This is a genomic window from Paenibacillus sp. MAH-35 (assembly GCF_058135425.1).
In genome coordinates, this window is sequence record NZ_JBYUPU010000022.1 from 42,527 (window position 1) to 61,325 (window position 18,799).

Here is an 18,799-nt window from a genome sequence, read left to right on the forward strand (position 1 = left end):
CAAAGTGCCATGTCAACGGAGCGGGCGGAAGAACAAATGCCCGATTGGTCCGCTTACCGCGGCGTCCTGATCGTCGTAGAGCAGCGGGACGGCGAAGCGAAGCCGGTCTCCTGGCAGCTGCTCGGGGAAGGGAAAAAGCTGGCGGCGAAGCTGGACGTTCCGGTCAAAGCGCTCGTCATCGGTCACGGAGTCGGCCATCTCGCCCGCGAAGCCGGGTATTACGGAGCCGATCACGTCTATTGGTGCGATCATCCGGAATTGGCGAATTATCGGACACGCCCGTACAGCCGAGTCGTGCTGCAGCTGATCGAGGATGCCAAGCCGGAGATCGTCTTGTTCGGAGCGACGGCGACCGGCAGAGATTTGGCCGGCGCGATCGCGACTCATCTGCCCACCGGGCTGACGGCGGACACGACGGAACTGGACGTTGAGCTGCCGCCGTCCCGTCTGCTGCTGGCGAGCCGTCCGGCCTTCTCCGAGAAAATGATGGCGACCATCTTGTGCAAGCAGTATCGTCCGCAGATGGCGACCGCCCGCGCAGGCGTATTCCAGTCGCTGCCCCGGGACGTCTCGCGCGAGGCGGCGATTGAAGAGATCGCGTTCCGGATGGAGCCTGGGGACATTGCCGCCGAAGTGCTCGATTTCGTCCGCGAAACGGGGAGAATCAATCTGGAGGAAGCGGACATTATCGTAGCGGGCGGCCGCGGACTGGGAGGCCCGGAGCCGTTTGCGATGCTCCGGGAGCTGGCCGATACGCTCGGCGGAGTCGTCGGCGCCTCCCGGGCCGCCGTCGATGCCGGCTGGATCAAGTATGAGCATCAGGTGGGGCAGACCGGGCAGACCGTGCGGCCCAAGCTTTATTTTGCAATCGGCATATCGGGCGCGGTCCAGCATACGGTCGGCATGAGCAATTCCGAGGTCGTCGTCGCGATTAACAAGGATGCGGAGGCGCCGATTTTCCAATTCGCCCATTACGGGATCGTAGGTGATCTATTCAAGATCGTACCGGCTATAACCGAGGAAATGAAGCGGCGCAAACAGTCGGCGTCGGCAATAACGGATCACACATCGCCGAATAAGGGAAGGGGTAGCGGCTCATGACCGAAAAATTTAACGCCGTCGTCGTCGGCGCCGGCCCTGCAGGCGCGGCGGCGGCTCTGACGATGGCTCGTGCGGGATTGTCCGTCGTTTTGCTGGAGAGAGGCGAATTTCCGGGTGCCAAAAACTTGTTCGGAGGCGTATTATACAGGAAGCAGATCGAAGAACTGATTCCTGAATTCTGGAAGGAGCGGAACGCTCCCGTCGAGCGGCATATCGTGGAGCAGCGGCTGTGGCTGATGGGCGAGCAATCGGTCGTCACGCTTGGACATCGTAACGAAGCGTTCAAAGATCCGTACAACTGCTTCACGGGACTGCGGGTCCGGTTCGATCCGTGGTTCGCCGACAAAGCCGTACAGGCGGGAGCGATCCCGGTGTATGAGACGGTGGCGACCGAGCTGCTGATCGAAGGGGGGCGCGTGGTCGGCGTCCGGACGGACCGCGACCAGGGCGACCTGTATGCCGATGTCGTCGTCATCGCCGACGGAGTCAACTCGCTGCTTGGCAAGCAGTTGGGCATTCATAAGGAATGGGCTCCCGACGAGGTGTCGCTGGCGGTCAAAGAAGTGATCGCGCTTCCCAAAGAAAAAATCGAGGACCGTTTCGGACTGGAGGGCGACGAAGGCGTCACGATCGAGTTTGTCGGACAAACGTCGCTTGGCATGGCCGGGATGGGCTTCCTGTATACGAATAAGGATACGATCTCGCTCGGGATCGGCGTGATGGTGAATCATCTGCGCGATAAGAAAGTGAAGCCGTACGCGCTGCTGGATGCGGTGAAGCAGCACCCGATGATCCGCAAATTGATTCAAGGCGGAGAGATGAAGGAATATTCCGGCCATCTTATTCCCGAGGGCGGTTATCATTCGATTCCGAAGTTGTCGGGGGACGGCTGGTGCGTAGCCGGCGATGCCGCCCAGCTGGTCAACTTCGTACACCGCGAGGGGACGAATCTGGCGATGACATCGGGCCGTTTGGTGGCGGAAGCGATCATCGAGGCGCACCAAAAAGGCGATTATTCTGCAGCGTCGCTCAAACGGTACGACGAGTTGATACGGGAAACGTTCGTCATGAAGGATCTGCGCAAATACCGGGGGATGCATCGTCTGCTGAAAGAGCAAAACCCCGAGCTTCTGTTCGACAAGTTGCCGAAAGCGGTAAACGAGGCGGCGTTCGAGATGCTGAGCATCGACGGAACATCGAAGGCGGATAAGCAGAAAAAAGCGGTCCGTCTGATCCGCGAAGCGGCCGGCGGCTCGATGAACCTGCTCAAGCTCGGCTACAAAGGATGGAGGGCGATGAACGGATGAGCGAATGCGGGGTTTCCGACCGGTTGTTTACAATCCGTTACAAGTGCGACGACAAATCGCATCTGATCATCAAGGAGAGGGACACTTGCCTATCCTGCAAGACGAAGGACTGCAACTACTTTTGCCCGTCCGACGTCTACGAGTGGGACAAAAAGCAGAAAATCACCACCGTGGCGTACGAGAACTGCATCGAGTGCGGCACTTGCCGATTGGCTTGTCCTTCGCACAACATTCATTGGGTATATCCGAAGGGCGGTTACGGCATTACTTATAAATACGGCTAGAATTACGGCAAGAGCGGAACCCGTGCGGTTCCTTTTTTGTTTGGAACTCATTGGATCTCAAAAGCCCCCGGCACCGGCGGGACCGGCTGGAGGCGGGTCCGCGTAGTGTCAGGGGCTGCAAGACGGCTATACGTATCAGGCGGCTGCACCCGGCATAGGCAGCACGTAAAACAGGATGGCGATAAAATGGCAGACGCTTCCTCCGATGACGAACGTGTGCCAGATGGCGTGATGGTACGGAACTTTGCGCCACACGTAAAAGATCGTTCCGACCGTATAAAAGATCCCTCCGCCGACCAGCCACAGCAGCCCGTTCCAGGGAAGCTGCTCATACAGCGGCTTGATCGCAAATACGATGAGCCAGCCCATGCCGATGTAAAACAGGGTGGACAGCATAATGAACTTTTTGACGAAAAACGCCTTAAAGACGATTCCCGCGACAGCCAGTCCCCAGACGATCCCGAGAATCGTCCAGCCGAGCGGGCCGCGAAGTGTAACGAGCAGAAACGGCGTATACGTGCCGGCGATCAGCAAATAAATCGCGGAATGATCGAGAAACTCGAAAATATCTTTCGTTTTGCCTTCCCGAAAGCTGTGGAGCAAGGTGGAGCATGTATACAGCAGGACAAGCGTCGTTCCGAAAATACTGAAGCTGACGATATGCCATACGGTGCCGTGCAGGCTGGCGAACACGACCAGCACGGCCAGAGCGGCTGCGCTCAGCAGCGCTCCGATGCCGTGACTGATCGCATTGGCGATTTCTTCCTTAAGCGAATATTGCATGTCTGGACTCCCCGCTTCCGTTAATGATCTGGTATTCATTGTAACATGGCGGGCACCCGGATGGAAACCGGACGGAGGAGGAACACTTCCGGTTATGGCCCGAAACCGGAACATTGTTGATGCGTATGAGATAAGGAATACCGGATTGTTGAAGACAAGGATGAGGAAAACGTGCGAGTATATGAAAATATGGACGGCGCTCCGAAAAAACCGACTTTCCGCGATCTCCGCTTATGGCAGAAGGAACGGAAAGGAAAAGTGAAAGATTTGTCCTATCAGGTTCCGCATGCCGCCGAGTTGCCCGCAGAACTCCTTGCTCCGCCGGATCACGGACGGTTTTTCTGGATCGGACATTCGACGTTTTTGCTGCAGCTGGGCGGATTAAATATCGTCACCGATCCGGTCTGGGCGTCGCGGATGGGATTCGAGCGGAGATTGACGGAACCGGGCATCCCTCTGGCGGATACGCCCCCTGTAGATATCGTGCTGCTGTCACACAGTCATTACGATCATCTGCACATCCCTTCGCTGCGCAAGCTGAAAGGAAACCCGATGCACCTGGTGCCCGAAGGAACCGAAGTGCTGCTTCGGCGCAAAGGATTATCCAACGTCAAACCGTTCGCATGGTGGGACAGCTGGAAGGCGGGAGCGGTCAGCTTTACGTTCGTGCCGGCCGAGCACTGGACAAGAAGAACGCTGTGGGACATGAACCGGACGCACTGGGGCGGATGGGTGATCGAAGCGGACAAGCGGGAGAAGGATGAGAAAGCAGCCGGTAATCCAGCCAAAACTACGATTTATTTTGCGGGAGATTCCGGATATTTCCGCGGTTTCGCCGAGATCGGCCGCCGTTTCCGGAACATCGATATCGCCCTTATGCCGATCGGCGCCTACGAGCCGGAATGGTTCATGTCGCCGCAGCATGTTACGCCCGAGGAAGCGATCCAGGCGTTCCGGGACGTAGGAGCCGATACGTTCGTGCCGATGCATTACGGAGCGTTCCGGCTTGCGGACGATACCCCCAAGGAAGCGCTGGACAGGCTGTACGCCTCCTGGAGGACAAGCGGCTTGCATCCGGACAAGCTGCTCGTACCGAAGCTGGGAGAGCTTGTTCGCGTATAGGAAGCGTACGCCGCACCGTGCGTTTAAGGGACCTGCTTGCGCGGGGCAGCCATCTTTTTGACGGCTTGATCTTTCGGAATCCGGTCCTTTTGGGAATCGGCCAGTACCGTTTCTTCCAGAGCAGGAGTTTCCGCAGCTTGCTCGATCGGGGCAAGGCTCGCTTGAACGGGGCTTTCCTCGGAAAGCTGCCGGACGGCCTGTTCTTTTTTCTTTTGCCGCTTTTTTAACCAAGCCCAGCCGATGGCGAGTACGACGGCGATCCCGAGAAACACGTAGGTGAGGTAGCTGTTGATCAGTTGCTCCGCCGCTTTGCCGTAGTAATAAAACAGGACGCCGACGATATAAAACTTGGCGGCACGCCCGATTGCGGCAAAGGCCAGCAGGCGCCAAATCGAAAAATGGAGGGCGCCGGACAAAATCGTAAACACTTTAAACGGAATCGGCGTAAAGGAGCCGATCAGAATCGCGGCTTCGCCGTTTTTCTTGAACATGACGGTCGCTTTTTCGACCCATTCCTTTTTGACGAGTTTGGTCAGCACCGATTTGCCCAGCAATCTTCCGATCAAATACCCGATCGGGGTTCCGAGCAGGCAGGCGACATAACCGACGGTCGCAAGCCATAGGGCGGAGGAAGGGTTCAATATGCTTAAGGAGACCTGGAGAAAAAACGCGGGGATCGGGAAAATGATCGCATCGATAAACGAATGGATGAACATTCCCCATATTCCGAAAGTCGATAAAAAATCAGTAATTCCATGCAGCATAAAGTAGTCTCCCATACTTTGAGTATCCAAACTCTATCATACGTTAACGCTGGTCTGAACAAAAGAAGGCGTTTCATTTTTTTTGCCGATTCTATAAATTGTACTGTACTTATTGTACTATAGTTCTCCAGTAACGAAACCGACTTTTGACGAGACGGAACCTGGACTTTAGTCGATAAGGCGCCCCGACCTATATCCGCATGCAAAGCGAGTATCCACTCTGCGGCCTGTTTCATCGTAACAAAAGACACCGCCCTATACTTCTACGTTGGGCGGTGTCTTTTGTTTCATGTCATTTGTAAAAATGTGTGCAGACGTTTCCTTATACAGGTGAATATTTCGAATATTCATCGTCCATGCCGGCAATCAGCGGAGTCGGTTCTCCGGCGTGCAGCACCCACAACTCGTGGAGAGCGCGCGTGCAGCCCACATAAAGCAGTTTGGCGTCGTGCTCGTTGCCGCCGTAATGCGCCTCATCCGCATCGATCAGAATAACGGCGTCGAATTCGAGTCCTTTGGCAAGATATACCGGGACGACGGATAAGCCACCTTCATACTTGTTCCGCTGCGAATCGATCAGTGTGGCCGAGATGTCCTCGCGAAGCAGCATCGTATGCACGTCCTTGCATTCGGCCTCGGTTCGGCCGATCACCGCCACGGTCGAGGCGGTTCCGCTCATCAGCTTGCGGACGGCGCGTACGATCGTTGAATTCCGGGCTTCCGGCGCATGCCGCAGCACCTTTACCTTCTCGCCGCTGCGGAATACCGGAACCGCCTGCATAGCGTTCGGGATGCCGCCGGCCAGGACGAGGTTGGCGAAGCGGATAATTTCCATCGTCGACCGGTAGCTTCGCTCCAGTGTGAAGTAGCCGCTTGCGCCGGAGTCGAACAAGCTGACGAACTCTTCCCAGGAACGGATGCCCTTGTAAGCATGTATTCCTTGGGACAGATCGCCGAGTATCGTAAAGGAGCCGTTGCGGACATACCGGTTCAGCACGGCAACCTGGAGGGGCGAGAAGTCCTGCGCTTCGTCGACGACGACGTGGTCGAAGGTGCGGTTTCCGTCGATGCCGTACAGCCGCTCGCTGATGAACAGCATCGGGGCGAGATCCTCCGGAAATACCCGGCGGCTCCGGTACGCGCGCTCGGATTCGTCGGCCACCGCCGCCGGGATATCCAGACCGGGGAGGTTCCGTCGAACCGTTTTGTCGGCGGATTTGACGGAGCCAGAGCCGGAGCCGCCGGAGCTTGCCTGCGGGAACAACGACCGGTAAAACGTAAAGGTGGTATCGTCCGGCCACAGCTTCAAGTACGTCTTCAGCTTTTGCGAACCCTTTTTCTTGCGGTCCTTGCGCACGTTCGGGTCGCGAGTCTCGTTCAGCTCCATTTCGAGCCAGCGCTTGATCCGGCCTTCGAGCCGTTCCTTCCGTTTCATAAGCGGATAATGCTTATATTCCTCGAAAAACCATTCCTTGATCTTCGCCTTGGGCAGCCTGGCCCCCGGCCACGGGTCGAAATCTCCATCCGGCACGAAGCCGGTCTCGAATTCGTCCAGAGCGGCGCCGATCGCCTGCATGAAGCGGACCGATCCCTTGAACCGGCCCGGCGCTTCGTCGTTTAATTCGGGTTTGTCGCCGCCGTAAGCGAACCAGCGCTCCAGCCGCTTGGCTTCGTCCGCCAGCGACAGCCGGTCGTCGAGCGTCTCGAGCGCCCAATCCTCGAACGTCGTCTGCTGGATATGTCCGACACCGAGTTCCGGAAGAACCGAGGATATATAGTCCAGGAACATCCGGTTGGGCGCCAAAATAATCATGCGTTCCGCGCGGATCTGATCGCGGTATTGATACAGCAAATAAGCCAGCCGGTGAAGCGCGACGGTCGTTTTGCCGCTGCCGGCGACTCCCTGGATAATAAGCGCCGTATTTTTGACGGAGCGGATAATCTGGTCCTGCTCCGCCTGGATTGTGGAGACGATATCCCGTAGCTTGTTGTCCTTGTTCTCGCCGAGCCGGTACAATAAAAACTCGTCGGTGACGGCAGGATTGTCGCTGCTGCGGTCGTACGTGTCGACAACCCGCTGCAAAATTTGTTTGCGGATCACCAGATTTCGCTTCAAATAAACAAGCCCTTCGATCAGGCCGTCCGGCGCCTCGTACGAGGCGTTTCCTTCGCCGCCGTTAAACGAATAAAAGAGGCTCGCCACCGGCGCCCGCCAGTCGACGACGAGCGGCTGTCCGGACTTGTCGTCCTCCATCCCGAGCTTTCCGATATACAGGGGACGGGCATCCTGCTCCTTTTCCTCCTGAAAGTCGAGCCTGCCGAAGTAAGGTTCGTCCGATGCGCCCGACATCGCTCTAATTTTGTCCTGCCGGATCGCGTCCAGAATCTGTTCGTTCACATCGTCGCCGGCATACCTCGGAACCGACTGTAGAGCCTGCAGTCTGCGACTGATCATGCTTGAGGCTTGCTCCAGCTTATCCAATTCCTCTTGATAGGCACTTTGAATATCCAATTCAGTTACCTCCAACTTTGGTTTGCATTCTTGAAAAAATAGAACTTCATACTACCACATCGCCGGACAAAAAGAAAATCCGGATTCGGTTATAACGATTCTTTCCGGCAATCATCCGGGCTCGGCAGGACGGCAGCTCTTAAAATCGTTTCCTATATTAATGAAGGGGCTGTGCGCCGCCATCCCGTGAACTTCCGGTGAAAACGGCCGCTTCTGCGGAAAAAAAGGCAGACAACCCGCTCCGGTTCGGCTACAATGGATGGGTAGATTGAAAATAGGGGTAAATTTTATTAATCGGAGGGAATCCAACATGAAAATCGGATTAAGCACTTATAGCTTGGCAAGAGCGATCTCGGCAGGAGAAATGGACGTATTGGGCGCGATTCAATGGATCGCCGATAATGGAGGACAGCACGTGGAAATCGTGCCGGTCGGATTTACGCTGGAGAACAATTCCGAGCTGATCGACGCGATCGTGAACAAGGCGGCGGAAGTCGGCATCGACATTTCCAACTACGCGATCGGCGCCAAATTCGTTGATTTGGACGAAGCCGGCTACCGTGCGGAGATCGAGCGCGTGAAGAAGCATGTCGATATCGCGGCACGGCTCGGCGTCAAGCGGATGCGTCATGACGTAGCGTCGCGTCCGATTCCGGAGACGGGCACGGCGAAGTTCGAAGCCGATTTCGACACGATCGTGAAAGCATCCATCGAAATCGCAGACTATGCGAACCAATTCGGCATCGTTACCAGCATCGAAAACCACGGGTTTTTCGTACAAGCGACGGAACGCGTTCACCGGATTATCGAAGCGGTCAACCGTCCGAACTTCCGTCATACGATCGATATCGGCAACTTCCTGTGCGTCGACGAAGATCCGGTTGCGGCGGTCAAGAAAAGCCTGCCTTACGCTTCGATGGTTCATTTCAAAGACTTTTATGTCCGTCCGTCGTATCGCAATCCGGGTGAAGGCTGGTTCCGCTCCACAAGCGGCAACTACATGCGCGGCGCCGTCGTCGGCCAAGGCGATATCGACATCTATGAAGTGGTCCGTCTCGTGAAGGAGTCCGGCTACGACGGATACATCTCGATCGAATTCGAAGGCAAAGAGGAGTGCAAGTGGGGGGCCAAGGCAGCGATGGACAACACGTTCCGTATCTGGAACGAAGTATAAGCCGCGCGGGCAGCCTTGCCTGAATCTATGAAACATACCAAAATACCCGATTTGAACAATACGTTGTTAAAAATTTCAAGCGTGTATTCCTCCCTGACGAAGTCGGAGCAAAAAGTGGCCGACGTCGTCATGAAGGAGCCGGAAGCGGCCGTCTTTTTCACGATAACCGATCTGTCGGAGAAGGCGAACGTGGGGGAAACCTCGGTAATCCGGTTTTGCCGGAAGCTCGGGTTTCGCGGCTATCAGGAGTTTAAGCTGTCCGTCGCCCAAAACTTGTCGACGCCTTCCCAGAATATCCACGGAGATATTGAAGACGACGACGAGATGAGCATCATCGTCAAGAAGATTAGCGCGATTAACGTGCAAAATATTCATAATACGACGACGCTGCTGGACGAGGACAGCTTGCGGCAGGCGATCGCGATTCTGCGCGAGGCAAGGAAGCTGTATTTCTTCGGCGTGGGTTCCTCCGGGATCACCGCGATCGACGCAAAGCACAGGTTCATGCGGATCGGATACGAATGCGCGGCCGAGAACGATGCGCATATTATCGCGATGAACGCAGCGTTGACGAAGCCCGGCGATGTCGTGATCGGCATCTCCACCTCCGGCAGCACCAAAGATTTGGTCGATGCGATGGAAATCGCAAAGGGGCGCGGCGCAAATATCATTTGCCTGACGAGCCACGCCCGTTCGCCGATCACCCATTTTGCGGACGTGGTGCTGCTGACCGCATCCAAAGAAAGCCCGCTCCAGGGCGGCTCGTTCTCCTCGAAGCTGTCGCAGATCCATGCGCTGGACGTGCTCTGCACGGCGCTTGCGATCGGTCATAAGGAGCGGACGTATGAGTCGCTGGAGCGGACGGCCAAGGCCGTTTTGAATAAGCTGTACTAGGTTGTAGGCGGTTTTAACGCACTGCAGCAGTCTGCATAAGCGATTTGAAGGACGGGGACTTTTTCCCGTCCTTTTTGCCGTTTCAGGAAAGCCGGACTACCGCCAACCGGGTATGAGAACCCGTTATCTGATCAAACTAATGGAAACGGTTTTACCCGATGGAGGAGGTCCATGATGAGTCGCCGGCATATGCAGGATAGACTGAGATTACGACAAGTGGAACCGAGACACGGCGAGCAGTTTAACGACTTGCTCCGTTACGTGTTCCAGGTGACCGACCGCGATTTGCAGACATTTGGATGGGAAAACCGGGAGATTGCGCAGTCGAAGCTGCCGATTCTCCGGCATGCGGACGTGCTAGGCTGGTTCGACGGGGACAAGCTGATCTCGCAGCTGGCGGTATACCCGTTTCAGGTGAACGTGTTCGGCCATATATACGAGATGGGCGGATTGACCGGGGTCGGGACGTATCCCGAATACGCCAACCGGGGGCTGATGAACAAACTGATGCTCCATGCGCTGAGCCATATGCGCGACAGGAAGCAGTCGATCTCCTATTTGTACCCGTATTCGATCCCTTATTACCGGCGCAAGGGCTGGGAGATCATCTCGGACAAGCTGACCTTCGAGGTTCAAGACACCCAACTGCCGAAGCTTAGGAGCGTGCCGGGCAATGTGGAGCGGACGCCGATCGAACATCCGGACATCAAGACCATCTACGATCATTTTGCGCTGCAGACCCACGGGGCGATGCTGCGCAACGAGCTGGCCTGGGAAGAGTATTTGCGCTGGGATCTGGACGATATGACCGCGGCGATCTACTTCGACGGCAACGACCAGCCGACCGGTTATTTGTTGTATTGGGTGGCGGAGGAAGTGTTTTATATAAAGGAAATGATCTTCCTGAACGAAGAGGCGAGGACGGGGCTGTGGAACTTTATAAGCGCTCATTTCTCAATGATTACTCGTGTGAAGGGAAGCATTTTCAAGGATGAGCCGCTCGCCTTTTTGCTGGACGACGGGGATATCAAGGAGACGATCGCCCCTTATTATATGGCGCGGATCGTCGACATCCGGATGTTCGTCGAGCAGTACCCGTTTCAGTTTCAGGAGAGGGACAGCACGCTTGTGTTCAAGCTGCACGACCCGATGCTGGAATGGAACCAGGGAACGTTTACGCTGACGGTCGATTGTTCCGGTAAAGGACGGCTGGACGAAGGAGGGACGAACCCGTCTGCCTCGTTCGACATCCCGACGCTGACGACGATGCTAATGGGGTACAAGCGGCCTACCTATTTATCGAAAATCGGGCGGTTCCAATCGGATCAGGCCAGCGTTCATTTGCTGGAAAAGCTGATTAGCCGGGAACGTCCGTACTTTTCCGATTATTTTTGAGAAATTTCCGAATCGATTGCACGTCGCCAATAATACGCGGGAGCTTGCTCCGGTTATTTGCGCTGCATGAACCGGCGTACAGTTCCTTACATCCGGTGGTGTCCCGCTCTCACAGCCTCCCGGTATTCGCTCGCCGTCTGTCCCTTAATATCGCGGAAGACACGGGCGAACGTGCGAAACGAGTCGAAGCCGACCGAAGCGGCAATATCGGTAATGCTCATATTCGTATGGAGCAGCATTGTAACGGCGCTTTCGATACGAAGCTGGCGGACATATTCGAGAAACCCTTTGCCCGTATGCTCCTTGAACGAACGGCTGAGGTGAGGCGCGCTCTGGCGGAAAGTCGAGGCCAGCTCTTCGAGCGTCAACCTCTCCGTGTAATGCATATGAACGTATTGCAGGATCGGAGACAGCTTTACTTTCTCCGTCTCGCTTCCGGAACCGGCAATCCGCTGGCCCGAGCTTTCCCGGACGAATAAGAGCAAAGCTTCGCTCAGCTTCAGCCGGATCATGTGACGCCGTCCGGGATAGTCCGGCTTGCCGTATTCCTCCAGGAGCTGCTCCATCGTAGTGCGCATCCGTTCGGCCGAAGAGCCGTCAAAATCGACGAACGACGGCGAGGAGATTCCGATTCCGTATACGAGTCTGGAAAATTCGGGGTCCTCATGGACGCCGAACAAGATCGGCATATCGAACATGCATCGGTATTTCGTAAAAGTCCGGTCCGGGTCGCTGTCCAGCTTGTGCATATGGTTGGGAAGCAGAAACGAAGCGGTGCCCGGACGAATCCGGTGCTCAACGCCATTGATCGACTCGGCGCCCGAGCCCTCCACGAAAAAAGACAATTCCGCGAAATCGTGATGGTGCAGGTGCGAATGGGCGACGGAACCGACGTTGATAAAAAACCGCTGCTGGCCGTCCGGAGTCATCGCAAGCCCGCCGATATGGTCCTGATATTCGGGAAGGATCGTCTTTCTCATGATGGCGCCTCCATAGGTTAAAAAGTGTCACGTGACGGTGACGATTCTGTCATACGTCCTTTCAAGTTCTATTATATATTTACTTTGAAAAAAGGAAAGCGATTGCCTGAGACAACATTCGGTCGAAGCAAGCGTGCCGAATGGCGGCTCTGCGGATGGGGTGAACCGGTATGAAGATGATCATCATGACCGACATGGAAGGCGTAGCGGGAATTGTGAATCATGACCACTGGGTCGTCCCCGGGGGAACGTATTACGAGGACGGCAAGAAGCTGCTCACGCTGGAGACGAACGCCGCCATCGAAGGGTTCGCCGCGGGCGGAGCGACCGAATTTCTCGTCGTGGACGGACACGGCTACGGCGGGATCAATCATCTGCTGCTCGACCCGAGAGCCGAGTATATGCGGGGGCCGTACCACGGCAACTACTTCTCGATGCTGGATTCTTCCTTTGACGCGATCGCTTGGGTCGGGCAGCATGCCAAAGCGGGTACGAACTTCGCACAGATGGCCCATACCGGCTGGTTCAACGTCATCGACTACCTGATCAACGACGTGTCGGTCGGAGAGTTCGGCCAGCTTGCGATGTGCGGAGCTTCGCTCGGCATCCGTTCGATCTTCGGGGCGGGCGACGAAGCGTTTGCGGCGGAGGCGGCTGCACTCGTCGGCGGGATCGAGACGGTATCGGTCAAGCGGGGGCTCATGCCGGGCAGCGGCGACGAATTTAATACCGAGGGGTACAAAGAACGCAACAACGGGGCGATACACGTCCATCCCGAAATCGCCCGTGACCGGATTCGTGCCGGAGCGGAACGGTCGGTACGCCGGTTTCTGGAAGATCCCGGGCAGTTTGCCATGCTGCGAGTGGAGCCTCCGTACCGGCGGGAGATCCGGTTTCGCAGCGATGGTACGAAGGCGGCCTACACGCTGCGCGACGAACATCCGGCCAGCTTGATCAGCCTGCTTGGCGGGAAAGCTTTGCGGTAAGAGAGCTGAAGAGATTGGAACACGCTAATGCAGCGTAACTAAAAACCGAGGAGTGTTGAACGATGAGCGAATTGAACAAGCTTGCGATTCTGGGCGGTCCGAAAGCGGTGCCGCAGCCGACACAAAGTATGTTTAAATGGCCGATCATTACCGAGGAGGACGAGGCGGCTGCCGTACAGGTGCTGCGCGACGGCTCGATGTCCGGTACCGATATTACGAAAAAGTTCGAGCGCGAGTTCGCCGACTGGCTCGGGACGAAATACGCTCTCGGGTTCAACAACGGTACGAGCTCCTTGCTTGGCGCTTTTTACGGCTGCGGCATCGGCGTAGGCGACGAGGTCATCTGTCCGAGCGTCACGTATTGGGCGTCCGCGCTCCCGGCTTATTCGCTGGGCGCATCCGTCGTGTTCGCGGAGATCGATCCGGTTACGCTGTGTCTGGACCCGAACGATATCGAGCACCGGATTACCGAACGGACGAAAGCGATCGTTGTCGTTCATTACCTCGGCTATCCGGCCGATATGGATGCGATTATGGCGGTTGCCAAAAAGCACAACCTGAAAGTCATCGAGGACGTATCCCATGCCCAAGGCGGCTACTACAAAGGACGCCGGGTCGGAACGATCGGCGACGTCGGGGCGATGTCCCTCATGGCGGGCAAATCGTTTGCGATCGGCGAAGGCGGCATTTTCGTTACGAACGATCTGGAAATTTACGAGCGTGCGATCGCGTTCGGCCATTACGAGCGGAACAACGCGGAGATTCAAACTCCGTACTTGCAGCCGAATATCGGTCTGCCGCTCGGCGGCTACAAGTTCCGGATGCACCAGGTCAGCTCCGCTGTCGGCCGCGTTCAATTGAAGTATTATGACGAGCGGATCGGCGAGATCGACAAGGCGATGAACTATTTCTGGGACCAGTTGGAAGGCGTTCCGGGGCTTAGAGCGCATCGTCCTGAGAAAGGTTCGAACAGCACGATGGGCGGCTGGTACGCGACGCACGGACATTATGTGCCCGAGGAGCTCGGCGGACTGTCGGTAACGCGATTCTGTCAGGCGGTTAGCGCCGAAGGCGTGCCGATCGGACCGGGCTGCAACCTGCCGCTGCATTTGCATCCGCTGCAGCATACGGCGGACGTATACGGTCACGGCAAGCCGACGATTATTGCGAACGCAAGCCGCGACCTGCGTCAGCCGAAAGGCAGCTTGCCGGTATCGGAGACGATCGCGACCCGCGTCTACTCGCTGCCGTGGTTCAAACATTTCCGTCCGGAAGAAATCGACGGTTATGTCGAAGCGTTCCGCAAGGTTGCCCTTCAATATGAAGCTTTGCTTGCGAGCGACGAAGGCAATCCGGCGACGATCGGCGGCTGGAACTTCTTCCGCCAGCGCGCATAATATCTTCGTATACCGTAAAGCTTCCGCCCCCGAGCTCGGGGAAGGGAGCTTTTTCGGCATTTCTTCGGCTGAGGCCCGCTTGCTCGAAATGGCAACTTGAACGTGTCGGTTTTACTTTCGTTCTGGATACACTAAGGACGTGTTCTTATTCCTGTAGGGATAGAATTCATCCGTAACGCCGAGGAGGAATCGAATGTGGACGATACGCAATCGTACTTAGACAAGCTTCACGATACGCAGCGTAAGGACGAACGCAACCGGCGGACTCAGGGCAAAGGCAAGGCCGATCAGCGGCTGCCCGGCAAGCAGAAGAGCAAGGACAACTAACAGGAAGCAGCAGGAAAGACCGGCAGTTTCCGGTACATGTATGAGCCGACTATCATCTGACGGAGGTGACCCGCATCGTGCCCTATCATCGCCGCAAAGCTTATAAGGAACAGCAAAATATGTCGAGTATGAAGGAAGAAGCCCGCACGCTTCATGCCGATAAGGCGAAAGCTTTCCCGCCATCCGCGAACGGAATCGGCAAGCAGGAGTCCTAGGAACCGGAACAGACCGGCAAACGAGATCAACCCCGTATTTGACGAGCGACGCAAGTCCGCTCGCAAGTACGGGGTTTTGTTGGCGGCGATGCTTACTGATCGATAGAAGAAGGAGAAGTCTGATCAGCCAATTCCTTTAGCGACGTAATTTTGCCGTGAGGCTGCTGGTTCTGCTTGCGCATTTTCCATGCATTTTCTTTGCGCCGTTTGGATGTAGACATCGGAATATGCACCTCCACCCGTATCGTTGGCTTCTCCGGGCGATTTTATGTACAATGGGGTGGAAGCCAACAATTGGACGAAGGATGGTGAATTCGCGTGAACATTACATACTTGGGACATTCCTGCCTGTACGTGGAGAACGGCGGGAAAAAGGTTATTATCGATCCGTTTTTGTCGGGTAATCCGTCTTCCGGAGTCTCGCCCAGGGAGATCGAGGTGGATGCCGTACTGCTCACCCATGCGCACGACGACCATTTCGGAGACAGTATCGAGATCGCTAAGCGCAACGACTGTCCGATTGTAGCCGTTTTTGAGCTGGCGATGCACTGTACGCGGCTCGGGGCGAAGGCCCATGCGATGAACATCGGCGGGTCGTATACGTTCGACGGCTTCAGGGTCAAGTATACGCAGGCGTTTCACGGTTCCTCGCTTCGCGAAGGCGACGACTATTTGTACGCCGGCCAGCCGGCGGGCATTCTTCTGACGATGGGTGACAAAACCTTGTACCATGCCGGGGATACTTCGCTGTTCGGGGACATGAAGCTGATCGGGGAAATGAACCGGATCTCGCTTGCGGCGCTGCCGATCGGGGACAATTATACGATGGGACCGGACGATGCCGTATATGCGGCGCGCTGGCTGAATACGAAGCGGGTTATTCCGCTGCATTACAATACGTTTCCGGTGATCGAGCAGGATGCGGGACGGTTCGCCGTGATGCTCAAAGAGCACGGGATCGAATGTTATCCGCTGAAGAGCAAGGAAAGCATTTCGCTGTAAGTTAGCTTGATGATTGCTGTGGATGGAAGGTCTTTTGTCATCCCTTTGACGAAAGGCCTTTTCGCTTCCATGTACCGGGGCGGGAAAACGGTTCCGCAACCGCTGGGCGCCTGTGATATAATGAAGCGTAAATGCCTGAGCAACCGCTACTGGAACGGCAGCCGCCGAGGCAAAGGAGTCCTGATATTTCAATGATCATTGTACGCAATCTAACCCGAACTTTACCCGAAGGCCAGGCGATTTTGTCCAAAGTGAGCTTTCAGGTCGACAAAGGCGAATTCGTCGGCTTGATCGGAGCGAGCGGAAGCGGCAAATCGACGCTGCTCAGCTGTATCGCCCTCCAGCAAAGATGGACGGAAGGGCAGTTGATCTTGGATGGAACGGAGCTGTCCGACAAAAATGTGATGGACAAGCTCAAGCTGCGCAAGGACTGGGCGTACCTCGAGGAGCGTCCTGCCCTCAATCTCAAAAAGAACGCGCTCAAAAACGTATTCAGCGGGCGGTTTTTCCAACTGCCGTTATGGCGCAAACTAACCGGTACGGTGTCTACCGAGGAGCATATCCGGGCGATGGACTACCTGGAGCGGGTCGGACTGATCGATAAAGCGAAGATGCTTCCCGCCGAGAAGCTTAGCGGGGGCGAACAGCAGCGTGTGGCAATCGCACGGGCGCTGGCGCAAGGCGCGAAAGTCATCCTGGCTGACGAGCCGACCAAGGGGCTGGACCCGGAATCGGCGGGTAAAGTGCTGCAGGATCTGCGCGCGCTGTGCAAGGATCAGGACTTGATCGTTATCTGCGCCATGCAGAATCTGGAGATGGCGGAGAGAAACGCCACCCGGCTGTGGGGCTTGTCGGGCGGCCGGCTCGTGCTGGACATCCCGGCCCGCAAATTGACGCAAAGAGAAAAGGACATGATCCTGTAACCTCCAAAAACAGACATCGGAAAGGAAGCGACCAGATCAAGATGAATATGCTGCTGGATGGAAAAACGGCGCTCGTTACGGCGGGCAGCAAAGGACTTGGCAAAGCGAGCGCGCTTGAATTCGCCCGGGAAGGGGCGAACGTCGTCATCTCGAGCCGCAGCTCCGACCATTTGCGGCAAGCCAAGGAAGAGATTGAACGGGAGACTGGCCGTGTAGTGCTGACGGTAACTGCCGACGTTAACCGGAAGGAAGATATAGCGAAGACGGTTCAGGCTGCTATCGATTGGACGGGGCGGCTGGATGTGCTCGTGACGAACGCAGGCGGGCCTCCGGGAGGCGGCTTCGACCAGTTCGCGGACGAAGCGTGGGAAGCGGCATTCCAGCAAAACCTGATGAGCGTCGTCAGGCTGATCCGCGAAGCGCTGCCGCATATGAGACGGCAAGGGAGCGGACGGATCGTCAACCTGACTTCGGTGTCCGTCAAGCAGCCGATCCCGGATCTGATCTTGTCCAACGTCTTTCGCGCAGGCGTGTACGCCTTGACGAAAAGTTTGTCGGCCGAGCTCGGTCCGGATTCGATTCTCGTCAATACGGTAGGCCCCGGACGGATCGAGACGGACCGGATCGTGGAGCTGGACCGTCTGGCCGCACAGAAAAAAGGGACGTCCGAGGAACAGGTTCGCGCGTTGCTGATGGGCCAAATTCCGCTGGGCCGTTACGGAACGCCGGAAGAATTTGCGAAAGCGATCGTATTTTTGGGATCGTTCGCCAATACGTATGTGACCGGTCAAGCCGTGCTTGTCGACGGCGGTATGATTCGCGCGTTGTGATCGCGAAAGGCGTCTTGAATACAGTTCAAGCAGAAATCCGCACGATTTGCGGATTTTTTTGCGTGGAACAGCTTTTTTAGAGGAGAAGACGCTTATGACAACTTGCCCGAAGCGGGTGCGCCGCATATAGATGGGGTATACGATTGTGATCGACATACAGGAGGTCGTTATCCCCATGAAGGTTTTGCAGCGAGTGGAAAAGGCGCTGGCCGTTCTGCGGCAGCCGACTGTCCGCGACTTGCGGGAAATGCTGTCGTCCCTGGCGTGTACGAAGGAGGAGCTCGCCCCCTATGTGACGGAACCGGCCCAGCTCCCCTACGGCCGTCATGTCATAGGCCGGACGGAAGAGGCGGAAGTGATCGTGATCCATATTCCGACCCGCACCGAAACGCGCATACACGATCACGGCTGTTCCGCCGGCTGCGCGTTGGTGATCGAAGGTACGCTGCGGAATACGATCTACCGAAAAGAGGGGCGGGGAGAGGCAGTCTACGCGTCCTCCGAGGCGATTCTGCGCGAAGGTCAACTGATGGATGCTCCGTTCGGTCAAATCCATCAGATGGCCAATCCGGCGTCCGGACGAACCGTATCCTTACATGTGTATGCTCCGCCGCTGTCGGGGACGAAAACGTATCGCGCCGCTGAGGAATACGTCCTGGATTATGTTATTTAATGGCGTTAATTATTACAGGCAGGAGCTTTTCCGCAGATGTCGCGGAAGCGGCTCCTGCCTTTCCCATTCTTGATTAATTTGTCCTGAGAAGATCCATTTTCACTAGTTTTTTGCAAAAGTGCGAGGCAGG

At 56.2% G+C, this 18,799-nt stretch carries 20 protein-coding genes; 15 read left to right on the forward strand and 5 right to left on the reverse strand.

Features of this window, described 5'->3' with window-relative positions; all coding sequences use genetic code 11:
* The first annotated feature begins 9 nt into the window (after positions 1–9).
* The 3 genes from AC3Y2E_RS21435 to AC3Y2E_RS21445 are packed head-to-tail and all read left to right on the forward strand — an operon-like array spanning position 10 to position 2,692.
* Positions 10–1,101 (forward strand): electron transfer flavoprotein subunit alpha/FixB family protein, encoded by a 1,092-nt coding sequence (locus AC3Y2E_RS21435; protein WP_379213948.1) that lies wholly within the window; start codon positions 10–12, stop codon positions 1,099–1,101.
* On the forward strand, positions 1,098–2,408 hold the full coding sequence (locus AC3Y2E_RS21440) for an FAD-dependent oxidoreductase (RefSeq protein ID WP_379213950.1): 1,311 nt from the start codon (positions 1,098–1,100) through the stop codon (positions 2,406–2,408). Before AC3Y2E_RS21435 ends, AC3Y2E_RS21440 begins: the two co-directional genes overlap by 4 nt.
* A complete protein-coding gene (locus AC3Y2E_RS21445) occupies positions 2,405–2,692 on the forward strand; it encodes a ferredoxin family protein (RefSeq protein WP_332073732.1) in 288 nt (95 codons plus the stop codon). Before AC3Y2E_RS21440 ends, AC3Y2E_RS21445 begins: the two co-directional genes overlap by 4 nt.
* A gap of 135 nt (positions 2,693–2,827) precedes the next feature.
* Here the strand turns inward: AC3Y2E_RS21445 and trhA are convergent, their stop codons facing one another.
* Positions 2,828–3,475, reverse strand: a complete 648-nt coding sequence (gene trhA, locus AC3Y2E_RS21450) for a PAQR family membrane homeostasis protein TrhA (protein WP_332073733.1) — start codon at positions 3,473–3,475, stop codon at positions 2,828–2,830.
* 189 nt (positions 3,476–3,664) lie between these two features.
* Between trhA and AC3Y2E_RS21455 the strand changes: the two genes are divergently transcribed.
* Positions 3,665–4,597, forward strand: a complete 933-nt coding sequence (locus AC3Y2E_RS21455; protein WP_379214056.1) for an MBL fold metallo-hydrolase — start codon at positions 3,665–3,667, stop codon at positions 4,595–4,597.
* Positions 4,598–4,620: 23 nt separating this feature from the next.
* Here the strand turns inward: AC3Y2E_RS21455 and AC3Y2E_RS21460 are convergent, their stop codons facing one another.
* Positions 4,621–5,361 carry a YqaA family protein gene (locus AC3Y2E_RS21460; protein ID WP_379213953.1) on the reverse strand — a complete coding sequence of 247 codons (741 nt, stop codon included), beginning with the start codon at positions 5,359–5,361 and terminating at the stop codon, positions 4,621–4,623.
* A gap of 322 nt (positions 5,362–5,683) precedes the next feature.
* The gene (locus AC3Y2E_RS21465) at positions 5,684–7,873 is read right to left on the reverse strand and encodes a HelD family protein (protein ID WP_489957463.1); all 2,190 of its coding nucleotides are present in this window, start codon (positions 7,871–7,873) and stop codon (positions 5,684–5,686) included.
* A gap of 310 nt (positions 7,874–8,183) precedes the next feature.
* Between AC3Y2E_RS21465 and AC3Y2E_RS21470 the strand changes: the two genes are divergently transcribed.
* From AC3Y2E_RS21470 to AC3Y2E_RS21480, 3 genes are all read left to right on the forward strand, one after another.
* Positions 8,184–9,047 (forward strand): sugar phosphate isomerase/epimerase family protein, encoded by an 864-nt coding sequence (locus AC3Y2E_RS21470; protein ID WP_379213955.1) that lies wholly within the window; start codon positions 8,184–8,186, stop codon positions 9,045–9,047.
* 27 nt (positions 9,048–9,074) lie between these two features.
* Positions 9,075–9,941 (forward strand): MurR/RpiR family transcriptional regulator, encoded by an 867-nt coding sequence (locus tag AC3Y2E_RS21475; protein ID WP_190930820.1) that lies wholly within the window; start codon positions 9,075–9,077, stop codon positions 9,939–9,941.
* 174 nt (positions 9,942–10,115) lie between these two features.
* The gene (locus AC3Y2E_RS21480; protein ID WP_379214060.1) at positions 10,116–11,336 is read left to right on the forward strand and encodes a GNAT family N-acetyltransferase; all 1,221 of its coding nucleotides are present in this window, start codon (positions 10,116–10,118) and stop codon (positions 11,334–11,336) included.
* Positions 11,337–11,422: 86 nt separating this feature from the next.
* Here the strand turns inward: AC3Y2E_RS21480 and AC3Y2E_RS21485 are convergent, their stop codons facing one another.
* Entirely contained in the window at positions 11,423–12,316 is an 894-nt protein-coding gene (locus tag AC3Y2E_RS21485; RefSeq protein ID WP_379213958.1) for a helix-turn-helix domain-containing protein, read from the reverse strand.
* 170 nt (positions 12,317–12,486) lie between these two features.
* On the opposite strand from AC3Y2E_RS21485, the gene AC3Y2E_RS21490 reads away from it, so the two are divergent.
* From AC3Y2E_RS21490 to AC3Y2E_RS21505, 4 genes are all read left to right on the forward strand, one after another.
* Complete coding sequence (locus tag AC3Y2E_RS21490) at positions 12,487–13,302, forward strand: M55 family metallopeptidase (RefSeq protein WP_379213960.1); 816 nt, start codon at positions 12,487–12,489, stop codon at positions 13,300–13,302.
* Between the two features lie 62 nt (positions 13,303–13,364).
* The gene (locus AC3Y2E_RS21495) at positions 13,365–14,699 is read left to right on the forward strand and encodes a DegT/DnrJ/EryC1/StrS family aminotransferase (protein WP_379213962.1); all 1,335 of its coding nucleotides are present in this window, start codon (positions 13,365–13,367) and stop codon (positions 14,697–14,699) included.
* A 195-nt stretch (positions 14,700–14,894) separates the two neighbouring features.
* Positions 14,895–15,026 (forward strand): DUF4023 family protein, encoded by a 132-nt coding sequence (locus tag AC3Y2E_RS21500; protein WP_332073741.1) that lies wholly within the window; start codon positions 14,895–14,897, stop codon positions 15,024–15,026.
* Between the two features lie 77 nt (positions 15,027–15,103).
* The gene (locus AC3Y2E_RS21505) at positions 15,104–15,241 is read left to right on the forward strand and encodes a hypothetical protein (RefSeq protein WP_332073742.1); all 138 of its coding nucleotides are present in this window, start codon (positions 15,104–15,106) and stop codon (positions 15,239–15,241) included.
* A 92-nt stretch (positions 15,242–15,333) separates the two neighbouring features.
* Here the strand turns inward: AC3Y2E_RS21505 and AC3Y2E_RS21510 are convergent, their stop codons facing one another.
* Positions 15,334–15,462: a DUF6254 family protein gene (locus AC3Y2E_RS21510; RefSeq protein WP_332073743.1), complete on the reverse strand. Its 129-nt coding sequence runs from the start codon at positions 15,460–15,462 to the stop codon at positions 15,334–15,336.
* A gap of 97 nt (positions 15,463–15,559) precedes the next feature.
* On the opposite strand from AC3Y2E_RS21510, the gene AC3Y2E_RS21515 reads away from it, so the two are divergent.
* From AC3Y2E_RS21515 to AC3Y2E_RS21530, 4 genes are all read left to right on the forward strand, one after another.
* Positions 15,560–16,243 carry a metal-dependent hydrolase gene (locus tag AC3Y2E_RS21515; protein ID WP_379213965.1) on the forward strand — a complete coding sequence of 228 codons (684 nt, stop codon included), beginning with the start codon at positions 15,560–15,562 and terminating at the stop codon, positions 16,241–16,243.
* A 191-nt stretch (positions 16,244–16,434) separates the two neighbouring features.
* Entirely contained in the window at positions 16,435–17,166 is a 732-nt protein-coding gene (locus AC3Y2E_RS21520; RefSeq protein WP_379213967.1) for a phosphonate ABC transporter ATP-binding protein, read from the forward strand.
* 41 nt (positions 17,167–17,207) lie between these two features.
* Entirely contained in the window at positions 17,208–17,996 is a 789-nt protein-coding gene (locus AC3Y2E_RS21525) for an SDR family oxidoreductase (RefSeq protein ID WP_379213970.1), read from the forward strand.
* A 175-nt stretch (positions 17,997–18,171) separates the two neighbouring features.
* On the forward strand, positions 18,172–18,669 hold the full coding sequence (locus tag AC3Y2E_RS21530) for a cysteine dioxygenase (RefSeq protein WP_379213972.1): 498 nt from the start codon (positions 18,172–18,174) through the stop codon (positions 18,667–18,669).
* The last annotated feature ends 130 nt before the right edge of the window (positions 18,670–18,799 follow it).

Excerpts from the sequence above, each read along its gene's own strand:
- AC3Y2E_RS21525 (WP_379213970.1), top strand. The coding sequence starts at position 17,208 with ATGAATATGCTGCTGGATGGAAAAACGGCGCTCGTTACGGCGGGCAGC.
- AC3Y2E_RS21520 (WP_379213967.1), top strand. The coding sequence starts at position 16,435 with ATGATCATTGTACGCAATCTAACCCGAACTTTACCCGAAGGCCAGGCG.
- AC3Y2E_RS21490 (WP_379213960.1), top strand. The coding sequence starts at position 12,487 with ATGAAGATGATCATCATGACCGACATGGAAGGCGTAGCGGGAATTGTG.
- AC3Y2E_RS21475 (WP_190930820.1), top strand. The coding sequence starts at position 9,075 with ATGAAACATACCAAAATACCCGATTTGAACAATACGTTGTTAAAAATT.
- AC3Y2E_RS21480 (WP_379214060.1), top strand. The coding sequence starts at position 10,116 with ATGAGTCGCCGGCATATGCAGGATAGACTGAGATTACGACAAGTGGAA.
- AC3Y2E_RS21510 (WP_332073743.1), bottom strand. The coding sequence starts at position 15,462 with ATGTCTACATCCAAACGGCGCAAAGAAAATGCATGGAAAATGCGCAAG.
- AC3Y2E_RS21485 (WP_379213958.1), bottom strand. The coding sequence starts at position 12,316 with ATGAGAAAGACGATCCTTCCCGAATATCAGGACCATATCGGCGGGCTT.
- AC3Y2E_RS21440 (WP_379213950.1), top strand. The coding sequence starts at position 1,098 with ATGACCGAAAAATTTAACGCCGTCGTCGTCGGCGCCGGCCCTGCAGGC.
- AC3Y2E_RS21435 (WP_379213948.1), top strand. The coding sequence starts at position 10 with ATGTCAACGGAGCGGGCGGAAGAACAAATGCCCGATTGGTCCGCTTAC.
- AC3Y2E_RS21495 (WP_379213962.1), top strand. The coding sequence starts at position 13,365 with ATGAGCGAATTGAACAAGCTTGCGATTCTGGGCGGTCCGAAAGCGGTG.
- AC3Y2E_RS21460 (WP_379213953.1), bottom strand. The coding sequence starts at position 5,361 with ATGCTGCATGGAATTACTGATTTTTTATCGACTTTCGGAATATGGGGA.
- AC3Y2E_RS21455 (WP_379214056.1), top strand. The coding sequence starts at position 3,665 with ATGGACGGCGCTCCGAAAAAACCGACTTTCCGCGATCTCCGCTTATGG.
- AC3Y2E_RS21530 (WP_379213972.1), top strand. The coding sequence starts at position 18,172 with ATGAAGGTTTTGCAGCGAGTGGAAAAGGCGCTGGCCGTTCTGCGGCAG.
- AC3Y2E_RS21470 (WP_379213955.1), top strand. The coding sequence starts at position 8,184 with ATGAAAATCGGATTAAGCACTTATAGCTTGGCAAGAGCGATCTCGGCA.
- AC3Y2E_RS21445 (WP_332073732.1), top strand. The coding sequence starts at position 2,405 with ATGAGCGAATGCGGGGTTTCCGACCGGTTGTTTACAATCCGTTACAAG.
- trhA (WP_332073733.1), bottom strand. The coding sequence starts at position 3,475 with ATGCAATATTCGCTTAAGGAAGAAATCGCCAATGCGATCAGTCACGGC.